Source organism: Streptomyces mirabilis (assembly GCF_039503195.1).
GTDB classification, from domain to species: Bacteria; Actinomycetota; Actinomycetes; order Streptomycetales; family Streptomycetaceae; genus Streptomyces; species Streptomyces mirabilis_D.
The window spans coordinates 8,068,909-8,087,696 of the sequence record NZ_JBCJKP010000001.1; the positions used below are offsets into that span (position 1 = coordinate 8,068,909).

The following is an 18,788-nucleotide window of genomic DNA, read 5'->3' on the forward strand; positions in this document are numbered from 1 at the left end:
CGAGGCTTGTCAAGAGGGGGGCTGCCGGAAAATCGGCACCGCGCAGTAGGTTGAGCGCGTGCGATTGAGAGTGGAGTTCACGACCGAGCCCTTCGACCTCGACGAGGCGCCCCCGCACGCGCTGGTCGCCCGCGAGGTCATCGAGGCGGCCGAACTGGACGCCGTGGACGTCGGCCCGTTCGGCAACACCGCCGAGGGGGACGCGGACGCGGTGCTCACCGCGGTCGACGCGCTGCTGCGCCGGGCTCTGGCGGCCGGCGCCACCAGGGTCTCGCTGCAGGTGAACGCGGTCGGGGAGGGCGATAAGTGACCGGTATCGGAGACGACCCCTTCGTCGCGGCGGTCAAGCCGCTGGTCGACGCCATGGGGGGCGAGATGGTGGCGCCCGACCGGGCCGGCCCCGATGACGTCGTGCTCTCCTGGGAGGGTGTGGACGTGGTCGCCGTACGGCTGCCGCAGCTGGCCGACTCGCTCGATCACATCCTGGTCGCCCTGGAGCGCAAGCAGGGCAAGCCGCTGGCCGACCTCGACCGCAAGTCCAAGCAGGAGGTCGTTCGGGTGCTCGAGGCCCGCGGAGCCTTCTCGGTGCGGCACGGCGTGGAGACGGTGGCGAGCGCGCTGGGCGTCAGCCGCTTCACCGTCTACAACTACCTGAACCGCGAGAAGGAGGCCTGAGCGCCGGGCGGCGGTTGTCGCCTCGCGCGGGGCGTCGGTTGTTACCTCGATTTTTCAACAAAGTGTTGACGTGGTGTTTCCGAGGGCGTTAGCTAGCCGCAGCCCGTCCAGCACAAGGCCACGGAGGCTTCCCGTGACTTCGAGTACGACACCCGGCGGCCTCGCCCGGTTCAACGCCCTGGAGGAGCACGCGGCCCACGCCGCCCTCCGCGAGGCGTGCGCGTCGACGGCCTGGGTGCGCACCCTGCTCGCCCACCGCCCGTACACCACCCCCGACGACCTCTTCGCCGCGAGCGACGCCGCCATGGCCGAGCTGACCGCCGAGGACCTGGCGGAGGCGATGGCGGGGCACCCGCCGATCGGGCGGCCGAGGCCCGGGGACCCCACCTCCTCCCGGGAGCAGCGCGGCATGACCGGTGCCTCCGCGGAGCTCAAGGAGGAGATGCTCGAATTGAACCTGGCGTACCAGGAGAGGTTCGGCCATGTCTTCCTGATCTGCGCCACCGGCCGGACCGGCGAGCAGATGCGCGACGCGGTCAAGGAACGGATCGGCAACTCGCCCGAGCAGGAGCGCGAGATCGTCCGCTCCGAACTGGGCAAGATCAACCGCATCCGGCTGGCCCGTCTCGTGGAGGAGGAGAACGTATGAGCACCGACACCACCGCATCCGTGTCCACGCACATCCTGGACACCAGCGTCGGACGCCCCGCCGAGGGCGTCGCCGTCCGGCTCGCGGCCCGTTGCGGCCGCACGGCGGACTGGCGGGAGCTCGGCGGCTCCGCGACCGACGCGGACGGGCGGTGCAAGGACCTCCCGGCGCTGCCGGAGGGGACGACCCACGTACGGCTCGACTTCGAGGTCGAGGCGTACTTCGAGAAGAAGCAAGCCGATGCGCAGCAGGACGCCCCCGCGAATCGGGACAGCGGTGCGAGCGGAGTGTTCTTCCCCGAGGTGACCATCACCTTCGCCGTCAGGCCGGGCGAGCACTACCACGTACCGCTGCTGCTCAACCCGTTCGGCTACTCCGTTTACCGAGGGAGCTAGCAGACATGACCGACCATTCCCACCGCGGTCGCCCTGTGATGCTGGGGCAGAACCAGTACGGCAAGGCCGAGAACCGCGTCGTGAAGATCACCCGCGACGGGGCGACGCACCACATCAAGGACCTGAACGTGTCCGTGGCGCTGAGCGGCGACATGGAAGAGGTCCACTACTCGGGCTCCAACGCGAACGTCCTGCCGACGGACACCACCAAGAACACGGTGTACGCCTTCGCCAAGGAGCACGGCATCGAGTCCGCCGAACAGTTCGGCATCCACCTCGCCCGGCACTTCGTGACCTCGCAGGAGCCGATCAAGACGGCGCGCATCCGCATCGAGGAGTACGCCTGGGAGCGCATCGAGACCTCCGACGCCAACTCCAGGTTCATCGGCGCCGACGACGTCAAGCACTCCTTCGTGCGCAAGGGCCAGGAGACCCGGGTCACCCAGATCACCTATGACGGCTCGTCGTGGGAGGTCATCTCGGGGCTGAAGGACCTCGTCGTGATGAACTCGACGAACTCCGAGTTCTGGGGCTACGTCAAGGACAAGTACACGACGCTCCCCGAGGCGTACGACCGCATCCTGGCCACCCAGGTCTCCGGCCGCTGGCGCTTCAACTGGACCGGCGACGAGCAGAAGATGCCCAACTGGGAGAAGTCCTACGACCAGGTCAGGAAGCACATGCTCCAGGCCTTCGCGGAGACCTACTCCCTGTCGCTGCAGCAGACCCTCTATCAGATGGGCTCGCGGATCATCGAGAACCGCAGCGAGATCGACGAGGTCCGCTTCTCCCTTCCCAACAAGCACCATTTCCTCGTTGACCTCAAGCCGTTCGGGCTCGAGAACGACAACGAGGTGTACTTCGCGGCCGACCGGCCTTACGGACTGATCGAGGCCACCATCCTGCGCGAGGGCTGCGAGCCGCACATCCCGGTGGACCTCACCAACCTCTGAGTCAACCTCCGAGGCCTGGCGAAGGCCCCTCCTTCGGCACCCGTGGCGTCGACAGCCGCGGCACTCAAACCTCCTAGGGTCCTGCCGTGCCCACCCCTCGAAACGAAGAAGGACGCACCATGGCAGCATCGGCAGAAGTCCGGCGTATCGTCATCGAGAACTGTGCGATCGCGACGGTGGACGCGGGCGACACCGAGTACGCCTCGGGCCATGTCGTCGTCGCGGACAACCGCATCGAGTCGCTCGGCGCGGGCGGGGCCCCGGAGAGCCTGGAGAACGTCGTACGCCGTATCGACGCCACGGGCCACCTCGTGACCCCCGGCCTGGTCAACACCCATCACCACTTCTACCAGTGGATCACCCGCGGCCTGGCCACCGACCACAACCTGTTCAACTGGCTCGTCGCGCTCTACCCGACCTGGGCGCGCATCGACGAGCGGATGGTGTCCGCCGCCGCGCAGGGCTCCCTCGCCATGATGGCCCGCGGCGGCGTCACCACCGCCATGGACCACCACTACGTCTTCCCGCAGGGCTCCGGCGACCTGTCCGGCGCCATCATCCGGGCCGCCCGCGGGATGGGCGTCCGCTTCACCCTCGCCCGCGGCTCCATGGACCGCAGCGAGAAGGACGGCGGTCTGCCGCCGGACTTCGCCGTCGAGACCCTCGAAGGTGCCCTCGCCGCCACCGAGGCGACCGTCGACGAGCACCACGACCCCTCCTTCGGCGCCATGACCCAGGTGGCCGTCGCGCCCTGCTCGCCCTTCTCCGTCTCCACCGAACTCATGCGTCAGGGCGCCGAGTTGGCCCGCCGCAAGGGCGTACGACTGCACACGCACGGCTCGGAGACCGTGGAGGAGGAGCAGTTCTGCAAGGAACTGTTCGGCATGGGCCCGACCGAGTACTTCGAGTCCACCGGCTGGCTCGGCGAGGACGTGTGGATGGCGCACTGCGTCCACATGAACGACTCCGACATCGCCGCCTTCGCCCGTACGAAGACCGGTGTCGCCCACTGTCCCTCGTCCAACGCCCGTCTCGCGGCCGGCATCGCCCGCGTCCCGGACATGCTCGCGGCCGGCGTCCCGGTCGGCCTCGGCGTCGACGGCACCGCCTCGAACGAGTCCGGCGAACTCCACACCGAACTGCGCAACGCCCTCCTCATCAACCGCCTCGGCGCCCACCGGGAAGCCGCCCTGAACGCCCGTCAGGCGCTGCGCCTTGGCACCTACGGCGGCGCCCAGGTCCTGGGCAGGGCGGCGGAGATCGGTTCCCTGGAGCCGGGCAAGCTCGCCGACCTCGTGCTGTGGAAGCTGGACACCCTCGCGCACGCATCGATCGCCGACCCGGTGACCGCGCTGGTCTTCGGCGCGGCGGCCCCGGTCACGCTCTCGCTCGTGGGCGGCGAGCCGGTGGTGGAGAACGGCCGGCTCCTGCACGTCGACGAGGACGCCATCGCCCGCGCCACGCGGGAGGAGGCGCAGCGCCTCGCGCGGATCGCCGCGCAGGCCTGATCGCCGTACGCAATCTCCTTGGGCCGTAAGGGCACTTGGACCCGTCCGGCACTTGATCTCCGGCTGAGGGGGACGGCCCTCGGCCGGTAGCCGTGGACCCGAGCGGGGTCCATGGCGGCCGTCTCCGGGGCGTGCATGGACGTGCGCGCCCCGGAACGGTCACCCTCGCCCCTTTTGGGGCCTTCCGTCCCCCGGTCCCGCACGACCGCGCACCACCTCCTGAAACCCACGTCAGAGCCGACGTGTTACCCGCCCGGAGGAGCCGCCGTGACCGCCCACCCCGTCGACGAGAAACTGCCCGCACTCAAGATGGCCACCACGGGTCTGCAACACGTGGCCGCCATGTACGCGGGAGTCGTCGCCCCACCCCTGATCGTCGGCGCCGCCGTCGGTCTGTCCCCCACCGAGCTGACCTTCCTCACCGGCGCCTGCCTGTTCACCGCGGGCCTCGCCACCTTTCTCCAGACCCTCGGCTTCTGGAAGATCGGAGCGAGGCTGCCGTTCGTCAACGGCGTCACCTTCGCGGGCGTCGCCCCCATGACCGCCGTCGTCGCCTCCACCAAGGACAGGTCCGACGCCCTGCCGATCATCTTCGGCGCGGTGATGGTCGCGGGCGTCCTGGGCTTCGTGGCGGCCCCCTTCTTCAGCAAGGCCGTCCGCTTCTTCCCGCCCGTCGTCACCGGCACCGTCATCACCCTCATAGGTGTCTCGCTGCTGCCGGTCGCCTTCGGCTGGGCGCAGGGACCCGATCCCGCGGCGCACGACTACGGTTCGCCGACCTACCTGGGCCTCGCGGCGGCCACGCTCGTGCTCGTGCTGCTGCTGCGCCGCTTCACCCGCGGTTTCGTCAAGCAGATCGCCGTGCTGCTCGGCCTGGTCATCGGCACGCTGGTGGCGATCCCGTTCGGCGTCACGGACTTCGGTCCGGTGACCGACGCGGACGTGGTCGGCTTCCCGACCCCGTTCCACTTCGGCGCCCCGCAGTTCCAGCTCGCCGCGATCCTCTCGCTGTGCGTGGTCATGGTGGTCTCGATGACCGAATCGACCGCGGACATGCTGGCGTTGGGGGAGATCGTCGAGCGTCCGGCCGACGAGCGGACCATCGCGGCGGGCCTGCGCGCGGACACTCTCGGCTCGGCCCTCAGCCCGCTCTTCAACGGCTTCATGTGCAGTGCCTTCGCGCAGAACATCGGGCTGGTCGCGATGACACGGATCCGCAGCCGGTACGTCGTCGCCACCGGCGGTGGATTCCTGGTGCTGATGGGCCTGTGCCCGATGGCCGCGTCGCTGATCGCCGTCGTACCGCGCCCGGTCCTCGGCGGGGCGGGCGTCGTCCTGTTCGGCTCGGTCGCGGCCAGCGGCATCCAGACCCTGGTCAGGGCCGGCCTGGAGAAGGACAACAACGTCCTGATCGTCGCCGTGTCGCTGGCCGTCGGGATCATCCCGATCACCGCGCCGCACTTCTATCACGCGTTCCCCCAGACCGCGCGGATCGTCCTGGACTCGGGGATCTCCACGGGGTGCTTGGCGGCCGTCCTGCTCAACCTCGTCTTCAACCACCTGGGCCGACACCGGGACGACGACGAGGTCACGGCCCCGATGGAGCCGGGCGAGGAGATCGTGGACCGGCGCACCGGTCCCGGCCCCGCGGTGGTGGGCGCGTAGCGGTCCGGGTCAGGATCCACGCCCCGGGGCCGGGTGATCCGCGCCCCGGGGGCCGGGTCTCGGTCTCAGCCGATGTGGTAGCTGTCCCCGTACACCTTCCAGTTCAGTGGCGGGTCGAGGTTCAGGTTCCGCTTCTGCAGGAACACCCGCTGTTCGGTGTCGACGCGGGTGGTGTCGGAGTGGGCCTCCTCCTGCTTCATCGCCCAGACGCGCGCGTCGAGGAAGGCGTTCAGATACGTCACCTCGTCGCCGCCCTGGGCCGGCGGCTTGGCCTTGGCCAGGGCACGCCTGCGGATGTTGCTGAAGCTGGTGCTGTCGCCGCCGTCGCCGTGCATCACGATGGCGTCGTAGTACGTGAACTGGCCGAGGACGCCGATGCCGTCGGTCTTGCCCTGGGCGACGGCGGGGTTGAAGTAGACCCGGTCCCGCTCGTCGTTCTGGGCCTGCTGGAACGCGGTGTCCTGGGCGGCCTTGCGCCAGTCGGCGGGGAAGCCGGGGTCCAGGCCCTGGTGGGAGTCGCTGCCGTTCACCTTGCGCAGGGCGGGCAGGTACTTGGCGAGGACGTTGCCGGGCTTGCGCTGGGTGTACAGCTCGACCAGGTCCAGCATGTCGCCGGTGCCCGAACAGAAGCCGATGATGCCGGCCGTGTAGCCGCGCCCGTCACCGATGTCCTCGATGTACTTGTACTGCGCCTTCCAGTCCAGCGAGGAGTTCTCCGCGCTGGAGACCAGCTTCATGGCGATCTCCTTCTTCGCCGGGTCGTCCAGGCCGCCGGAGGCGGCGGCCTGGGACTGGGTCGCGAGGAGGGGGCCTGCCACCAGCGAGGCTCCGATCAGCGTGAGCAGTGTGCGCCGTGAGGTGTGGAGCTGGGGACCTGCGTGGGGGGTGTGCACGGTACCTCCGATTGAGGGGAGTGTTGCGTCCACGTACTGTTAGGAAAGTTTCCTACCAGAGATTCCGGACGGCGTACACCCGCCTGGCGAGGCCGAGTTGGCACTCCTGACATGGCTGCCGGGTGCCCCTGGGGCAGGAGCTGAGCGTGCAGTCCTGGTCAGGACCGGTCGCGAGGGGAAAGGCGCGTCGTCCATCGCTCGGACCGGGCGGGGGAGACATGCGGGGCGTGTGCCCGCCCCGGCCGCAGGATCGCCGCCGCCAGGACCAGGGCCGCCAGCGCGATCCCCGTGGCCACCGTGAACGCCAGCCGGTAACCGTCCGCCAGGGCCGCCACGGCCCCCGCGCCCCCACCGGCCAGCCGCTCCGTACGACTCGCCGCCAGCGTCGTCAGCACGGCCAGGCCCAGCGAACCGCCCACCACCTGCGTGGTGTTGAAGAGCCCGGAGGCCAGTCCCGCGTCCTCCTCCCGGGCGCCCGTCATGGCGAGCCCCGTCACCGCGGGCATCGCGGCCGCGAAACCGGCGGCGAGCAGCAGCATCGCCGGCAGTACGTCGGCGACGTACGAGCCGTCGGCCGGGGCCCGGCTCAGCAGGGCCATGCCTCCGGTGATCAGGACGAGCCCGGCGAGCAGCACCCGGTACGGACCGAACCGGGCGATCGTCCGCGCGGACAGGGTCAGCATCAGCACCCCGATCGCGATCGGCGCGGGGAGGAAGGCGGTGCCGGTGGCCAACTCGCTGCACCCGAGCACGCGTTGGAGGTAGAGCGCACCGATGTACTGAAAGCCGAACATCCCCGCGACCATCAGGATCTGCACCCCGTTGGCGCCGCTCAGGGCGCGGGAGTGGAAGAGCCGCAGCCGCAGCAGCGGACGGGCGGCCCGCGCCTGACGCAGGAAGAAGCCGACGTAGAGGCCGAGTGAGAGCACGGCCAGTGCGAGCGTGGTCCCCGGATTCCGGTCGCCGGCGCCGACGATCGTGTACACCGTCAGCATCAGCGCGCCCGTGACCAGCGTCGCTCCCGGATAGTCTGCGCCCTTGCCGAGCCCGACTCCCCGGTCCGGGGCGAGGATCCGGATCGCGGCGAGCCACGCGACCACTCCGATCGGCAGGTTGATCAGAAAGATCCAGTGCCAGCCGACCGTCTGGGTCAGCGCCCCGCCGAGGAAGGTGCCGAGCGCCCCGCCCGCCGCGCCGACCGCGCTGAACACCGCGATGGCGCGGGCCTGTTCACGCGGTTCGGGGAAGAGTGCGATCAGCATGCCGAGGACGACGGCCGAGGTCATCGCCCCGCCGACACCCTGCAGGGCGCGGGCCGCGACCAGCAGGCCCCGGCCGGTGGCGACCCCGCACAGCACGGACGCCGCCGTGAACACCGTGAGCCCGGCGGCGAACATCCGCCTGCGCCCCACGAGGTCCCCGAGCCGGCCCACGAGCAGCAACAGCCCCCCGAACGGGATCAGATACGCGTTCACCACCCAGGCGAGCCCCGGCCCCGAGAACCCCAGATCACTCTGGATCGCGGGCATCGCGACCGTGACGATGTTCCCGTCCAGGATCGTCATCAGGGTGCCCGCGCACAGAACGGCGAGCGAGGCCCAGCGGGAGTACGGTCGGGGGACCGGCGGTTCGGACGGTGACTCGGTCCGGAACGGCATGACGACGACCTCCATGTGTGCGACCACGTGTGCGCCGCGCTTCCATAGGTGCACGACTTGTAACGGGGTTCATCGTGAGTGACCATGGAGATCGGCATAAGGAGGCACCTCAATGTCCCAAGGGAACACCGGTGTTACCCCGCAGGTCGTGCACACGCAGGCGTGCCCGGTCCGCGAGGTTCTTGACAGGGTCGCCGGGAAATGGAGCGTGCAGATCATCGTGGCCGCCGCACACGGCCCGATCCGCTTCACCGAACTGGAGCGCAGCATCGAGGGCATCAGCCGCCGCATGCTCACCCTGACGCTGCGCAATCTGGAGCGCGACGGACTCCTCACCCGTACCGTCCACCCGATGGTCCCGCCCAAGGTCGAGTACGAACTCACTCCGGTGGCCGAGGAGTTGCACGCCACCCTGCTGTCTCTCACGGACTGGGCGGAGCGGCACCGCGTCACGATCGCCGAGTCGCGCGCGGCTTACGACGCCCAGCACAGCCCGGAGTTGCTGGACGCGTAGACCACGCCACGCGGGGTGGGCTCAGAGGCCGAAGACGCCCGGATCCGCGGCCAGCGCGCGGAAGTACACGCGGGGGTCCGCGACCAACTTGCGCTCCTTGAGGTCCAGCAGCCCACCCACCGCGGTGAACTCGGCGGCCACCGTGCCGTCCGCCTTCCGTATCGTCTGCCCGATCCGGTAGGTCTTGCCCTCACCCCAGGTGAACGCGCAGGTCACCTCGGTCCGGTCCCCCGCACGCAACTCCCGCAGATAGCGGATCGTCGTCTCCAGGGTCACCGGTCCCACACCCTTGGACATCAGATCGGTCTGGCCTATCCCGGCCGCGTCGAGTAAGCACCAGCGGGCGTGTTCGGCGTACTGCAGATACACGCTCTGGTTCAGATGACCCTGGATGTCGGTCTCGTACCCGCGGACGGTCACGGGCACGGAAAACGGCTCAGCCACGACATTCCCTTCTTCGATCGTGTGTACGACGGCTGGAACGGGCGCCACTCTACTGAGGGGTGGCAGGGGGCCGAGGGACCTCACGCCCGCCGGGGTGAGGCCAGCACATACCGCGCCCCCGTACGCGGCTCCGTGTACTCGCCGACCTGCCAGCCCGCCTTCTCCAGCGTGGCCGCGCAGGCCCGCAGCGCCTCGGCGTCCGGCTCGCGCACGGCGACGGCCTCCGGCTGCGGAGTCGCCCGCACCCGATAGCCGGGGCCTTCCCCTGCCGCGGGGCGGTGCCCGGCGGCCTCCAGAGCGAGCGCGGCGGCCTGCACCAGATGCGTACGTTCCCATCCGCACGGGCGGTCCACCGCCCCGTCCGGATGGGTCATCCGCCGCAGCTCCAGCAGCCCCTGCCAGGCACTGTGCACCTCGCGTGTGCGGGAGGGGCCGCCAACGGCGTTCTCCTCGCCGCCGATCCGTGCCGTGAACACGCCCGAGTCGGCGGGGGCGGCGGGAGGCTCAGGGGCCGCCGTCGGCTCCGGCGCCTCCCGTATCCGGTGCCCGGCGGGCGTCAGGAAATGGTCGTGCGGCGGACGCGGGTGCCGGAAGGCGAGCCCCCGCTTCACCAGCGCGGCGAGCTGCGCGTCCGTCCCCTTCAGCCGCCCGGTCACCGGGTCCGCCGCATCGATGACACGCCGCTGCGCGACGGTCGGCGGTCGTGTCATGACGGCACCCCTTTCCCTGCATCGCCGCAGCGCCCCGTCAGGGCGCGGGGAACCGCGCGAACGGCCCCCACCGGCCCGCAGCCGAAGCACGACGTCCCCTGGGCCGACCCCGTCCCCGGCCCGCTGGAACCCACTCGAAGACACTCGAAGACTACGACGGGGGTCTGACATTCCAGCTGGCCACGACATGCCGCCGATGCTCGGTGCTCAGCCGGCTCACCGTCCCGGTGGCGAGCTGGAACAACGCGCCGTCCGAAGCCCGCAGCCCCAGCCGCCGCGCGGTCAGCACCCGCAGAAAGTGCCCGTGGGAGATGAGGACGACGCTGCCCTCCGCCTCGGCGAGCGCCGCGTCGACCTTGGCGAGCACCCGCTCCGCCCGCGCCCCGACCTGCTCCGGGCTTTCCCCGGGATGCTCCGGCGGCCCGGGCGCGACCCCGTCGTCGAACAGGAACCAGTCGGGCCGGGTCCGGTGGATCTCCACGGTCGTGACCCCTTCGTACCCGCCGTAGTCCCACTCGCACAGGTCCGCGTCCACCCGTGCCCCCTCGACCCCGGCCAGCCGCGCCGTCTCCCGCGCCCGTTGCATCGGGCTCACGAAGGCCGCCGCGATGTGGTGCGAGGCGACCAGCGGGGCCAGCCGCTTGGCCTGCTCGCGACCGTTCTCCGTCAGCGGGATGTCGGTCGATCCGGTGTGCCGCCCGGACAGGGACCACTCGGTCTCGCCGTGCCGCACGAGGATCAGGTCACCCATGCCCGACACCCTTCTCCGGTCCTGTCACTCCTTCCGTACGGTGTCATCGCCCCCGGGGGTCCGCAGGCCGGAGTGCGCCATACGGCGGCCCTACTGTCGATACCCGCCCAGGAACCGTCCGATCCGGCTGATCGCCGCGTCCAGGTCGTCGGCGTGCGGGAGGGTGAGGATGCGGAAGTGGTCGGGGCGGGGCCAGTTGAAGCCGGTGCCCTGGACGACCTGGATCTTCTCGCGGAGGAGGAGGTCCAGGACGAACTTCTCGTCGTCGTGGATCTCGTGGACCTCGGGGTCGATGCGGGGGAAGGCGTACAGGGCGCCCTTGGGCTTGACGCAGGAGACGCCCGGGATCTCGTTGAGCTTCTCCCAGACGCGGTTGCGCTGTTCGTGGAGGCGACCGCCGGGCGCGGTCAGTTCGTGGATGGACTGGCGGCCGCCGAGCGCGGCCTGGATGGCGTACTGGGCGGGCGCGTTGGGGCACAGCCGCATGGAGGCCAGCATGGTCAGGCCCTCCAGGTAGTTGCGGGCGTGCTGCTTGGGGCCCGTCACCACCAGCCAGCCCGAGCGGAAGCCCGCCACCCGGTACGTCTTGGACAGGCCGCAGAAGGTGAGGACCACCAGGTCGGGAGCGAGCGCCGCGGCCGAGTGGTGGACCGCGTCGTCGTACAGGATCTGGTCGTAGATCTCGTCCGCGAAGACCATCAGGCCGTGCCGGCGGGCGAGGTCGAGGATGCCCTCGATGATCTCCTGGGGGTAGACCGCGCCGGTCGGGTTGTTGGGGTTGATGATGACGACCGCGCGGGTGCGGTCGGTGATCTTCGACTCCATGTCGGCCAGGTCCGGGTACCAGTCCGACTGTTCGTCGCAGAGGTAGTGGACGGCCTTGCCGCCCGCGAGGGTCGTGACGGCCGTCCAGAGTGGGAAGTCCGGGGCGGGGATGAGGACTTCGTCGCCGTCCTCCACCAGCGCCTGGACCGCCATGGAGACCAGTTCGGAGACGCCGTTGCCGAGGAAGACGTCGTCCACGCCGACATCGAGGCCCCGTTCCTGGTAGCGCTGGGCGACCGCGCGGCGGGCGGAGAGGATGCCGCGCGAGTCGGTGTAGCCGTGCGCCTGCGGCAGCATCCGGATCATGTCCTGGAGGATCTCCTCCGGCGCCTCGAAACCGAAGAGCGCGGGGTTGCCGGTGTTGAGGCGCAGCACGCTGTGGCCTGCCGCCTCCAGTGCGTCGGCCTGCTCGATCACCGGGCCGCGGATCTCGTAACAGACCTCGCTGAGCTTGCTCGACTGCCGGAACTCCATGCGCTGTGTCCTCCGGTTCGTGGTGTTGCTTGGTTTTACCAAGTGAGTGCTTGGAAAGTCCAACAACATGTCTAGACTGCGTCGCATGTCACCTCGCCGAAGCTACGACCAGTACTGTTCCGCGGCCCGCGCGCTCGACGCCGTCGGTGACCGCTGGACCCTCCTGATCGTCCGCGAGCTGCTCGGCGGCCCGCGCCGCTACACCGATCTGCACGCGGATCTGCCGGGCGTGAGCACGGACGTTCTCGCCTCCCGCCTCAAGGACATGGAGCGCGACGGACTGACGACCCGGCGCCGACTGCCGCCGCCGGGCGCCGCGTACGTCTACGAACTCACCGGCCGGGGGCGCGAGTTGCTGCCCGTGCTGCAGGCGCTCGGCGAGTGGGGCGCGCCCTCGCTGGGCGAGCGCGGGGCCACGGACGCCGTACGGGTGCACTGGTTCGCGCTGCCGCTGCTGCGGGGCCTGGCGGGGGAGGGCGGTGAAGGGCTGGTCGAAGTTTGTCTGGAGGAGGGGGAGTTCCATGTGTGGCTGGGCGCCGAGGAGGGGCCCGTGTACGGCGACGGGCCCGCACCTGAGGAGCCGGACGTCCGGCTGAGCCTGGACACCGGAACCTGCACCGATGTGAGCCGCGGGACCTCGACCGTGCTGGACGCGGTGCGCGCGGGACGGATCGAGGTCACGGGGGAGGGCACTCTGGCCAAGGTGCTGCGCGGGGAGTGACACCGGTACGGTTCCCGTAGCCGTCGTGTGCCGCTCGCGCCAGACACTTCCAGCGCGCTCGAAAACATTGCGGGCGGCGGGGCGGCCGCCACAGGGTGACTCGCATGCGTATCAAGAAGCCTCTGGCGGTGCTGTTCAGTGCCGCGGCGCTCGCCGTCGGTCTCGGGACCGCCGCCGCACCTTCCGCGTCCGCCGCGAGCGGCTGTTGGTACGGCGGGAGCCACTGGTGGTGCAACAACCGCTCCGGCGCCCCGGTCTACGGCTCCAAGGACCTGGCCCGGTTCTACCCGGACTCCAGCCGCATCGTCGGCTACATGTACTCCAACCCGAGCTGGTTCCAGTGCCGTTACGACGGCGGCAACCAGGACGAGTACGTGGGCGGCCCGCATCCCTACCGCTGGGAGTGGACCGAGGCCGACAACGGGGAGTACGGCTGGATGAAGGACACCGCCATCGGCAGCGAGACCAACACGCTCCCGGCCTGCTGGTAGCGCACCACTCGCAACGCGCCACCCAGCACCGCACCGGACCGGAACCCGGGCGGGGGACGAGGCCCGCCGTGCCGAGGGGGCACGGCGGGCCTTCGCCGTCACGCAGCCGTCATGGGCGCCTACGTGTGCCTACGCACCCGGCGGCACCCGGGAAGGCCGTCCCGACCCCCGGGTCAACGCGTACCCGCCGATCCCCGCGAGCGCCGCGAGGATGCCGCCGATCGCGGTCCACACCCAGCGGTCGGACCACCAGCCGGAGGCCCAGCCGTCGTCGGGCTCGATGGACGACAGCGCGGCCGTCGACGAACCGGAGCCGGAGTCGGACTTCCCGGCGCTCGTCGCGATGCCCGGCACCAGCGGCTTCGCCAGCGAACCGTCCACCGCCGCCGACCCGCCGACGTCCTTGGAGTCGACCTTGACCTCGGCCGCGACCGGCAGACCCAGGTCGGAGGCCTGCAGCCCGGTGACGGTCAGCCGGACGTAGTAGGTGCCCGGCAGCGGGTCGTTGGCCCAGGTCTCCGACCAGGATCGGACCGTGCGCAGGGTGCAGGCCAGTTCCACGGAGGCCGCGTCCTGTGCCGCCGTCCGTGTCTGTGCCCCGTACTGGCAGGCCTGACGGCGTCGCAGCCCGTCGTAGACGTCGAGCTGCCAGGTCTGGCCGGCGTGCCGCGTGGAGGCCTCCGGGAGCTTCACCGTCGCCTTCACGGTGGGCCGCTGCCCGGAGTCCGCGGGGAACGACCAGTACAGATAGTCGCCCGTGGACCCGCTGGCGGTGGCCTGCCGGCCCTGCTTGATCTCGGTTGCCGTACGGAACGACGTGCCGGCCTGGGTCGGCGCGGCGCTGTCGCCCGAGGGGCTCGCGGAGGGCGAGGAGTCGGCCGCGGCGGGCGCCGCGGCGATCCCGAGCAGCAGCAGGGCGGTGCTCAACACTCTTCTGACACGCATCAGTTGGTCCTCCAGACCGCGATCCGCAGGCGCGAGACCCAGCCCCACAGCACACCCGCAAGGAAGCCGGTGAGCACGAGGGCGCCGAGCAGCCACCAGCCGCGGCCGAGGCCGAAGGAGGCCACGTCGCTTGCCTGGTCCGGCCCGTCCACGACGTCGACCGTCAGTTCCACCGGCATGCCCGGCGTGGTCTTCACGCCGCTCGCCGCCGAGAAGGAGTTGGACACCTGAAGACACACGGTCTCGGCGGGGGCGTTCTCGTCGTCGCTCTTGGCCTTGGGATAGCGCAGACCGGTCGAGATGACGTCGGTACGGCCGTTGCCCGCCGCCTCGCCCCGCACGATCTCACGTCCGTGCACGGTGACGGCGCGCAGCAACACCCCGTAGTCCGGGTTGACCTCGCGGTCGGCCGCGACGCTCACCGAGGCGCGGAGCTCCTGGCCCGGCTTGACGTCCACGCGGTAGTAGCGGTGCTGCCCGAACTCCTCGCGGTCCGTGTACAGCCCGGACTTCAGCGTCGGGGCAGTCGTGCAGGCGGTGGCGCCCTCCACGGCGACCGGCGTCACCACCGGGTCGGCTGCGCGCTTTACCAACTGACCGACACGGTCGGTGAGTTCTTCCTTGTGCTGGACCGAGGTGTACGTGCCCCCCGTCGCGTCCGCGATGCAGCTGAGCTGGTCGCGGGTCTTGGCGTCGGGCACGAGCCCGAGGGTGTCGATGGTGAGCCCGATGCCCTTGGCGGCGATCTCGCGAGCCACCTCGCACGGGTCGAGGGGCTGGCAGGTGTCCTCGCCGTCACTGATGAGCACGATCCGCCGGGTGCCGTTGCCGCCGTCGAGGTCGCCGGCCGCCTTGAGCAGCGCGGGACCGATCGGCGTCCAGCCGGTGGGCGTGAGCGTCGCGACGGCGGTCTTCGCCTCCGTTCGGTTCAGCGTGCCCACCGGGTACAGCTGGGCGGTGTCCTTGCAGCCCGTTTTGCGGTCGTTGCCGCGGTAGTTGGCGCCGAGGGTCCGTATGCCGAGCTGGACCTCCTCGGGTGTCGCGTCGAGCACCTCGTTGAACGCCTGCTTCGCCGCGGACATGCGCGACCCGCCGTCTATGTCGCGCGCCCGCATCGAACCGCTGACGTCCAGCACGAGTTCGACCTTGGGAGCGGCCTGCTCCGCCGTTTCGTCGGCGACCGCTCCGGTCGGGAAGGCGATCCCGGCCGTCAGGGCGGCGAGCAGGGCGCAGACTCCTGCCGCCAGCCGTTGTCTTGTGATCATCGCAGGATCCTATGGAGCAAAGGTGCCGGGCTTCAAAACGATCTACGAACTATTGGGTGGCGAACGGGTTGGGAAGCTGCGCCCAGATGTCCCCCGGAGTCTCGGGAGACAGCCGCATCAGGCTCAACGCCTTGGTCGGCAGCGGCTCGTCGAGCAGGACCGCCAGGTCCGGGGTGCGCGGCAGATCCCGTACGACGGTCTCCAGGACCTCCCGCAGTACGGCCGACGAACAGGCCGTCGCCCCCAGCGTGCCGCCGATCAGCGAGCCGAACATCTTGCGGCGCAGGGTGGTCACGTCGTCCGTGACGATCCGTCCGGAGAGCGCCGGGGCCGGGATGCCGTGCCGGGCCAGCCGGGCCGGGCTCACGCGGATGTCGGCCAGATCGCGGTAGACGAGCCGGACCGGGGCGCCGGTGGCGTCCAGTACGACCAGGAGGTTCTGCCCGTGCGCCTCCAGGGCCACCCCCAGGTCGAGCAGCCGCATACAGACGGTGAGCGCGAGGCGGGTGAAGTCGGCCAGCCAGGCGGCCGATCGGGGCAGCTCGGTGGTGGCGAGGGCGGCCACGGGCAGAACGCGCTCGCCCGGGTGCGCGTACACGTCCGGGGACTCGCGCAGCACCGCCGCCAGGGCGGGGGAGTGGGCCGTGACGGCGCCCAGGGTGCGGGTGACGTGCAGCAGGCCGTCCGTACGGGCCGCCATGCCCTCCGCGAACGCCGACACCGTCGCCGACGTCTCGATCGAGTAGACCGAGATGTCCCGCAGAGAGGAGGTCAGCCGGGCGCTCAGCGCGGTCTTGACGTGCGGTCCGTCGGGCAGGGCGAGGGTGCGCAGCGACATCAACGGGTGTGCGGGGACTGCCTCCTGGGGCGTGGTGCGCAGTACGTGCGCCAGCTGCCAGGGGTGGACGGGGATCAGGAAACGGTCCTCGTCCCGCAGCCACTTGGGCCACTCACCCCGGACCAGACAGTCGTCCGCGCCCACCAGGCCGAGTTCCACGACCGGCCGGTGCTCCGGCCCGTAGGCGAGCTGCTCGGACACCGAGAACCCGGGCCGGGAACGGCAGTTGGGGTGGTACGGATGCCCGTCGACCACTCGCTGCTCCCACTCCCAGCCGGCGAGGGGCTCATGGTCGACAGCGGGCTGGTTCGCGCGCGACAGCGCCAACGAGGCGACACTGTCGTCGAGCTCGACGGCGAAGGCGGTCGCGTGCGGTACGCCGAGGGCCGTCATGAGCCGCGCCGGACGCTCGTACACCGTGTTGTCCAGCCGGACCTCGGTGACGTACGAGGTGGTCGCGTACGGATCCGGGCGCGGGCCGTGCAGCCGGCGTCCGTCGGTGAGGTGGAGCGTGAGCCCGTCGGCCCCCGGTTCGCGGCGCGCGATCCACGGCATCGGCTCATACGCCAGCGCACGCCACAGACGGCTCAGCACGGCCGCCCGGGCACCGGGGAGCCCGGCCGCGTACGACGCCACGAGGGCGGGGCGTACGGCGCTCAGCTCGTCGGCGAGCGCCGCCTCGGCGTCGGGCGTGGGGGGACGGTGCACGGTCGGGCTCCTTGCGTACGGGGACTGCGCGTCGCGGTCGCCCGCGCCGACAGACATACTGATCACCAGTGCACCGTATGGAATGAATGGATCGCGTGGACTCCATGCCCCCCAGGTACCTCAGGGACGACATAGAAGAGGCCGCCGACGAGTACGCCGCCGCTCCGCTGCTCAATTGTCTGCTGCGGGAGGTGGGAGAGCCCGCCGAGGGCTCCGGTGTGTTCCGGCTGCGCTCCAGTGGGCGGCTGCTGCGGGTGCGGGGGACGCGCAGGCCCGTGGCGCCCGAGGTGTACGCCGACGGGGCCTGGCACCGGCTCACCCACGCCGAACTGGTCAAACTCACCGCCGAGGAACTGCGCGGATTCACCGGTCTGTCCAACCCCGAGCTGCCCGCCGAGATGATCGACAGCCGGGACGCGGTGGCCGCGCTGCTCGCCGCCCGCCTGGACGCGACGCCGCCCGCGGACCCGTACATCCGCTCCGAGCAGTCCCTGATCACCGGGCACCCGTACCACCCGGCGCCCAAGGCCCGGGGCGGCGGCCCCGTCGCCGACTGGCTGCCGTACGCGCCCGAGGCGTACGCCCGCTTCCCGCTGGAGCTGCTCGGCGTGCGGGAGGACGCGGTCGTCGAGGAGGGCGACACCTCGGCGCTGGACGACTTCGGGCCGTCCCCGGATGGCTACCGGCTGCTTCCGGCCCATCCCTGGCAGCTCGACCTGGTCGGCGCCCGCCCGGAGATCCGGGCCGCCTTCGCGGACGGTCGGCTGATCCGCCTGGGCCGCACCGCGCGCCCGCTGTGGCCGACGGCCGCGATCCGCACGCTCTACGTCCCCGAGGACGACGTCTTCGTCAAGTTCAGCCTCGACGTGCGCATCACCAACGACATCCGTCGGCTGTGGCGCCACGACCTGCTGAAACTGCGCCGTACGGACGAGGCGACAGCCGCCGCGTTCGCGACCACGACCATGGGGACAAGCACGGGCACGAGGACCGGCGCCGCCTGGCTGAGCGACCGCGGCTACCGCACCGCCGACTTCGCCTTCGAAGAACTCGCGGTCCTCGTCCGCGACGGGCTGCGCGAGCACGTCGTCCCCGGCGCGACCCCGCTCCTCGCCGCCGCCCTTGTCGAGGGCTTCGAGGGCAGCCCCCTCGACGGTCTCGCCGACCCGTCCGCCTGGTGGACGGCGTATCTGCGCCAGGTCGTCCCCCCGGCCCTGGATGCGTTCGCGCGGCACGGAGTCGTCCTGGAGGCGCATCTGCAGAACACGGTGGTGGCCGTGGACGCCGACGGCACCCCCGTGCAGGCGCTGTTCCGCGACGCGGAGGGCGTGAAGCTGCTCACGGACGTGGACCGGGCCGCCGGATGGGAGCGGCTCGTCTACTGTCTGATCGTCAACAACGTGTCAGAATTCGCCGCCCTGCTCGCGGAGGGCCACCCGGGCTGGGACCCGTGGGCCGCCGTACGGGCCGAGCTGGCCCACCACGGCCTGCCCGGGATCGCGTACGAGATCGCGGAGTTGCTCGCCGCCCCCACGCTTCCCGGCAAGACGAACCTGCTGCTTCGCTGGACGGGCGCGGACGGCGCGGACGCCCGTTACCTCCCGCTGCCGAACCCGCTGGTCCGCGCCTAGTACCGGGTTCCTCTTCACGCTCCCTCCCTGGCGGCCGACCAGCTCAACTCCCGTGCCGGCCCCTGGATCCGGGCG

20 protein-coding genes are annotated in these 18,788 nt (G+C 70.9%); 11 read left to right on the plus strand and 9 right to left on the minus strand.

Annotation, left to right across the window (positions count from 1 at the left end; translation table 11 throughout):
* Nucleotides 1-58 precede the first annotated feature (58 nt).
* From AAFF41_RS36635 to AAFF41_RS36665, 7 genes are all read left to right on the plus strand, one after another.
* On the plus strand, nucleotides 59-310 hold the full coding sequence (locus tag AAFF41_RS36635; RefSeq protein ID WP_054237051.1) for a YkoF family thiamine-binding protein: 252 nt from the start codon (nucleotides 59-61) through the stop codon (nucleotides 308-310).
* Nucleotides 307-675: a helix-turn-helix domain-containing protein gene (locus tag AAFF41_RS36640; protein ID WP_054237052.1), complete on the plus strand. Its 369-nt coding sequence runs from the start codon at nucleotides 307-309 to the stop codon at nucleotides 673-675. The genes AAFF41_RS36635 and AAFF41_RS36640 overlap by 4 nt, the downstream gene beginning before the upstream one ends.
* 133 nt (nucleotides 676-808) lie before the next feature.
* Nucleotides 809-1,324, plus strand: coding sequence for a 2-oxo-4-hydroxy-4-carboxy-5-ureidoimidazoline decarboxylase (uraD, locus tag AAFF41_RS36645; RefSeq protein WP_343325292.1), 516 nt, complete (start codon nucleotides 809-811; stop codon nucleotides 1,322-1,324).
* Nucleotides 1,321-1,719, plus strand: coding sequence for a hydroxyisourate hydrolase (gene uraH / locus AAFF41_RS36650; protein ID WP_319752363.1), 399 nt, complete (start codon nucleotides 1,321-1,323; stop codon nucleotides 1,717-1,719). Before uraD ends, uraH begins: the two co-directional genes overlap by 4 nt.
* Nucleotides 1,720-1,724: 5 nt before the next feature.
* Nucleotides 1,725-2,672, plus strand: a complete 948-nt coding sequence (gene pucL / locus AAFF41_RS36655; RefSeq protein ID WP_319752364.1) for a factor-independent urate hydroxylase — start codon at nucleotides 1,725-1,727, stop codon at nucleotides 2,670-2,672.
* A gap of 119 nt (nucleotides 2,673-2,791) precedes the next feature.
* Nucleotides 2,792-4,180, plus strand: coding sequence for an 8-oxoguanine deaminase (locus tag AAFF41_RS36660; RefSeq protein ID WP_319752365.1), 1,389 nt, complete (start codon nucleotides 2,792-2,794; stop codon nucleotides 4,178-4,180).
* A 267-nt stretch (nucleotides 4,181-4,447) separates the two neighbouring features.
* Nucleotides 4,448-5,845: a nucleobase:cation symporter-2 family protein gene (locus AAFF41_RS36665; RefSeq protein ID WP_319752366.1), complete on the plus strand. Its 1,398-nt coding sequence runs from the start codon at nucleotides 4,448-4,450 to the stop codon at nucleotides 5,843-5,845.
* Between the two features lie 65 nt (nucleotides 5,846-5,910).
* Here the strand turns inward: AAFF41_RS36665 and AAFF41_RS36670 are convergent, their stop codons facing one another.
* A complete protein-coding gene (locus AAFF41_RS36670) occupies nucleotides 5,911-6,738 on the minus strand; it encodes a chitosanase (protein WP_343325293.1) in 828 nt (275 codons plus the stop codon).
* 158 nt (nucleotides 6,739-6,896) lie between these two features.
* Nucleotides 6,897-8,396 carry an MFS transporter gene (locus AAFF41_RS36675; protein ID WP_319752368.1) on the minus strand — a complete coding sequence of 500 codons (1,500 nt, stop codon included), beginning with the start codon at nucleotides 8,394-8,396 and terminating at the stop codon, nucleotides 6,897-6,899.
* 112 nt (nucleotides 8,397-8,508) lie between these two features.
* Here AAFF41_RS36675 and AAFF41_RS36680 point away from each other — a divergent pair, with 112 nt between their 5' ends.
* Nucleotides 8,509-8,910, plus strand: a complete 402-nt coding sequence (locus tag AAFF41_RS36680) for a winged helix-turn-helix transcriptional regulator (protein ID WP_319752369.1) — start codon at nucleotides 8,509-8,511, stop codon at nucleotides 8,908-8,910.
* 21 nt (nucleotides 8,911-8,931) lie between these two features.
* On the opposite strand, the gene AAFF41_RS36685 is transcribed toward AAFF41_RS36680, so the two are convergent.
* From AAFF41_RS36685 to AAFF41_RS36700, 4 genes are all read right to left on the minus strand, one after another.
* Complete coding sequence (locus AAFF41_RS36685) at nucleotides 8,932-9,354, minus strand: acyl-CoA thioesterase (protein WP_319752370.1); 423 nt, start codon at nucleotides 9,352-9,354, stop codon at nucleotides 8,932-8,934.
* Between the two features lie 80 nt (nucleotides 9,355-9,434).
* A complete protein-coding gene (locus AAFF41_RS36690) occupies nucleotides 9,435-10,064 on the minus strand; it encodes a hypothetical protein (protein ID WP_319752371.1) in 630 nt (209 codons plus the stop codon).
* 151 nt (nucleotides 10,065-10,215) lie between these two features.
* Nucleotides 10,216-10,815: a histidine phosphatase family protein gene (locus AAFF41_RS36695; protein ID WP_319752372.1), complete on the minus strand. Its 600-nt coding sequence runs from the start codon at nucleotides 10,813-10,815 to the stop codon at nucleotides 10,216-10,218.
* 90 nt (nucleotides 10,816-10,905) lie between these two features.
* Entirely contained in the window at nucleotides 10,906-12,114 is a 1,209-nt protein-coding gene (locus AAFF41_RS36700; protein WP_319752373.1) for a pyridoxal phosphate-dependent aminotransferase, read from the minus strand.
* Between the two features lie 85 nt (nucleotides 12,115-12,199).
* On the opposite strand from AAFF41_RS36700, the gene AAFF41_RS36705 reads away from it, so the two are divergent.
* Together AAFF41_RS36705 and AAFF41_RS36710 are read left to right on the plus strand one after the other, a co-directional pair.
* Nucleotides 12,200-12,835, plus strand: a complete 636-nt coding sequence (locus AAFF41_RS36705; protein ID WP_343325294.1) for a winged helix-turn-helix transcriptional regulator — start codon at nucleotides 12,200-12,202, stop codon at nucleotides 12,833-12,835.
* Nucleotides 12,836-12,939: 104 nt separating this feature from the next.
* Nucleotides 12,940-13,326 carry a hypothetical protein gene (locus AAFF41_RS36710; protein WP_319752375.1) on the plus strand — a complete coding sequence of 129 codons (387 nt, stop codon included), beginning with the start codon at nucleotides 12,940-12,942 and terminating at the stop codon, nucleotides 13,324-13,326.
* Between the two features lie 129 nt (nucleotides 13,327-13,455).
* Here AAFF41_RS36710 and AAFF41_RS36715 read toward each other — a convergent pair whose 3' ends face one another.
* The 3 genes from AAFF41_RS36715 to AAFF41_RS36725 are packed head-to-tail and all read right to left on the minus strand — an operon-like array spanning nucleotide 13,456 to nucleotide 17,082.
* Nucleotides 13,456-14,271, minus strand: a complete 816-nt coding sequence (locus AAFF41_RS36715; RefSeq protein ID WP_319752376.1) for a hypothetical protein — start codon at nucleotides 14,269-14,271, stop codon at nucleotides 13,456-13,458.
* A complete protein-coding gene (locus tag AAFF41_RS36720) occupies nucleotides 14,271-15,536 on the minus strand; it encodes a VWA domain-containing protein (protein ID WP_319752377.1) in 1,266 nt (421 codons plus the stop codon). The genes AAFF41_RS36715 and AAFF41_RS36720 overlap by 1 nt, the downstream gene beginning before the upstream one ends.
* Before the next feature lie 49 nt (nucleotides 15,537-15,585).
* Nucleotides 15,586-17,082 carry an IucA/IucC family protein gene (locus AAFF41_RS36725; RefSeq protein ID WP_425526261.1) on the minus strand — a complete coding sequence of 499 codons (1,497 nt, stop codon included), beginning with the start codon at nucleotides 17,080-17,082 and terminating at the stop codon, nucleotides 15,586-15,588.
* A gap of 86 nt (nucleotides 17,083-17,168) precedes the next feature.
* Here AAFF41_RS36725 and AAFF41_RS36730 point away from each other — a divergent pair, with 86 nt between their 5' ends.
* A complete protein-coding gene (locus AAFF41_RS36730) occupies nucleotides 17,169-18,713 on the plus strand; it encodes an IucA/IucC family protein (protein ID WP_415925985.1) in 1,545 nt (514 codons plus the stop codon).
* The last annotated feature ends 75 nt before the right edge of the window (nucleotides 18,714-18,788 follow it).

Excerpts from the sequence above, each read along its gene's own strand:
- uraH (WP_319752363.1), top strand. The coding sequence starts at position 1,321 with ATGAGCACCGACACCACCGCATCCGTGTCCACGCACATCCTGGACACC.
- pucL (WP_319752364.1), top strand. The coding sequence starts at position 1,725 with ATGACCGACCATTCCCACCGCGGTCGCCCTGTGATGCTGGGGCAGAAC.
- AAFF41_RS36660 (WP_319752365.1), top strand. The coding sequence starts at position 2,792 with ATGGCAGCATCGGCAGAAGTCCGGCGTATCGTCATCGAGAACTGTGCG.
- AAFF41_RS36675 (WP_319752368.1), bottom strand. The coding sequence starts at position 8,396 with ATGCCGTTCCGGACCGAGTCACCGTCCGAACCGCCGGTCCCCCGACCG.
- AAFF41_RS36680 (WP_319752369.1), top strand. The coding sequence starts at position 8,509 with ATGTCCCAAGGGAACACCGGTGTTACCCCGCAGGTCGTGCACACGCAG.
- AAFF41_RS36690 (WP_319752371.1), bottom strand. The coding sequence starts at position 10,064 with ATGACACGACCGCCGACCGTCGCGCAGCGGCGTGTCATCGATGCGGCG.
- AAFF41_RS36695 (WP_319752372.1), bottom strand. The coding sequence starts at position 10,815 with ATGGGTGACCTGATCCTCGTGCGGCACGGCGAGACCGAGTGGTCCCTG.
- AAFF41_RS36700 (WP_319752373.1), bottom strand. The coding sequence starts at position 12,114 with ATGGAGTTCCGGCAGTCGAGCAAGCTCAGCGAGGTCTGTTACGAGATC.
- AAFF41_RS36705 (WP_343325294.1), top strand. The coding sequence starts at position 12,200 with ATGTCACCTCGCCGAAGCTACGACCAGTACTGTTCCGCGGCCCGCGCG.
- AAFF41_RS36710 (WP_319752375.1), top strand. The coding sequence starts at position 12,940 with ATGCGTATCAAGAAGCCTCTGGCGGTGCTGTTCAGTGCCGCGGCGCTC.
- AAFF41_RS36715 (WP_319752376.1), bottom strand. The coding sequence starts at position 14,271 with ATGCGTGTCAGAAGAGTGTTGAGCACCGCCCTGCTGCTGCTCGGGATC.
- AAFF41_RS36720 (WP_319752377.1), bottom strand. The coding sequence starts at position 15,536 with ATGATCACAAGACAACGGCTGGCGGCAGGAGTCTGCGCCCTGCTCGCC.
- AAFF41_RS36730 (WP_415925985.1), top strand. The coding sequence starts at position 17,169 with ATGGATCGCGTGGACTCCATGCCCCCCAGGTACCTCAGGGACGACATA.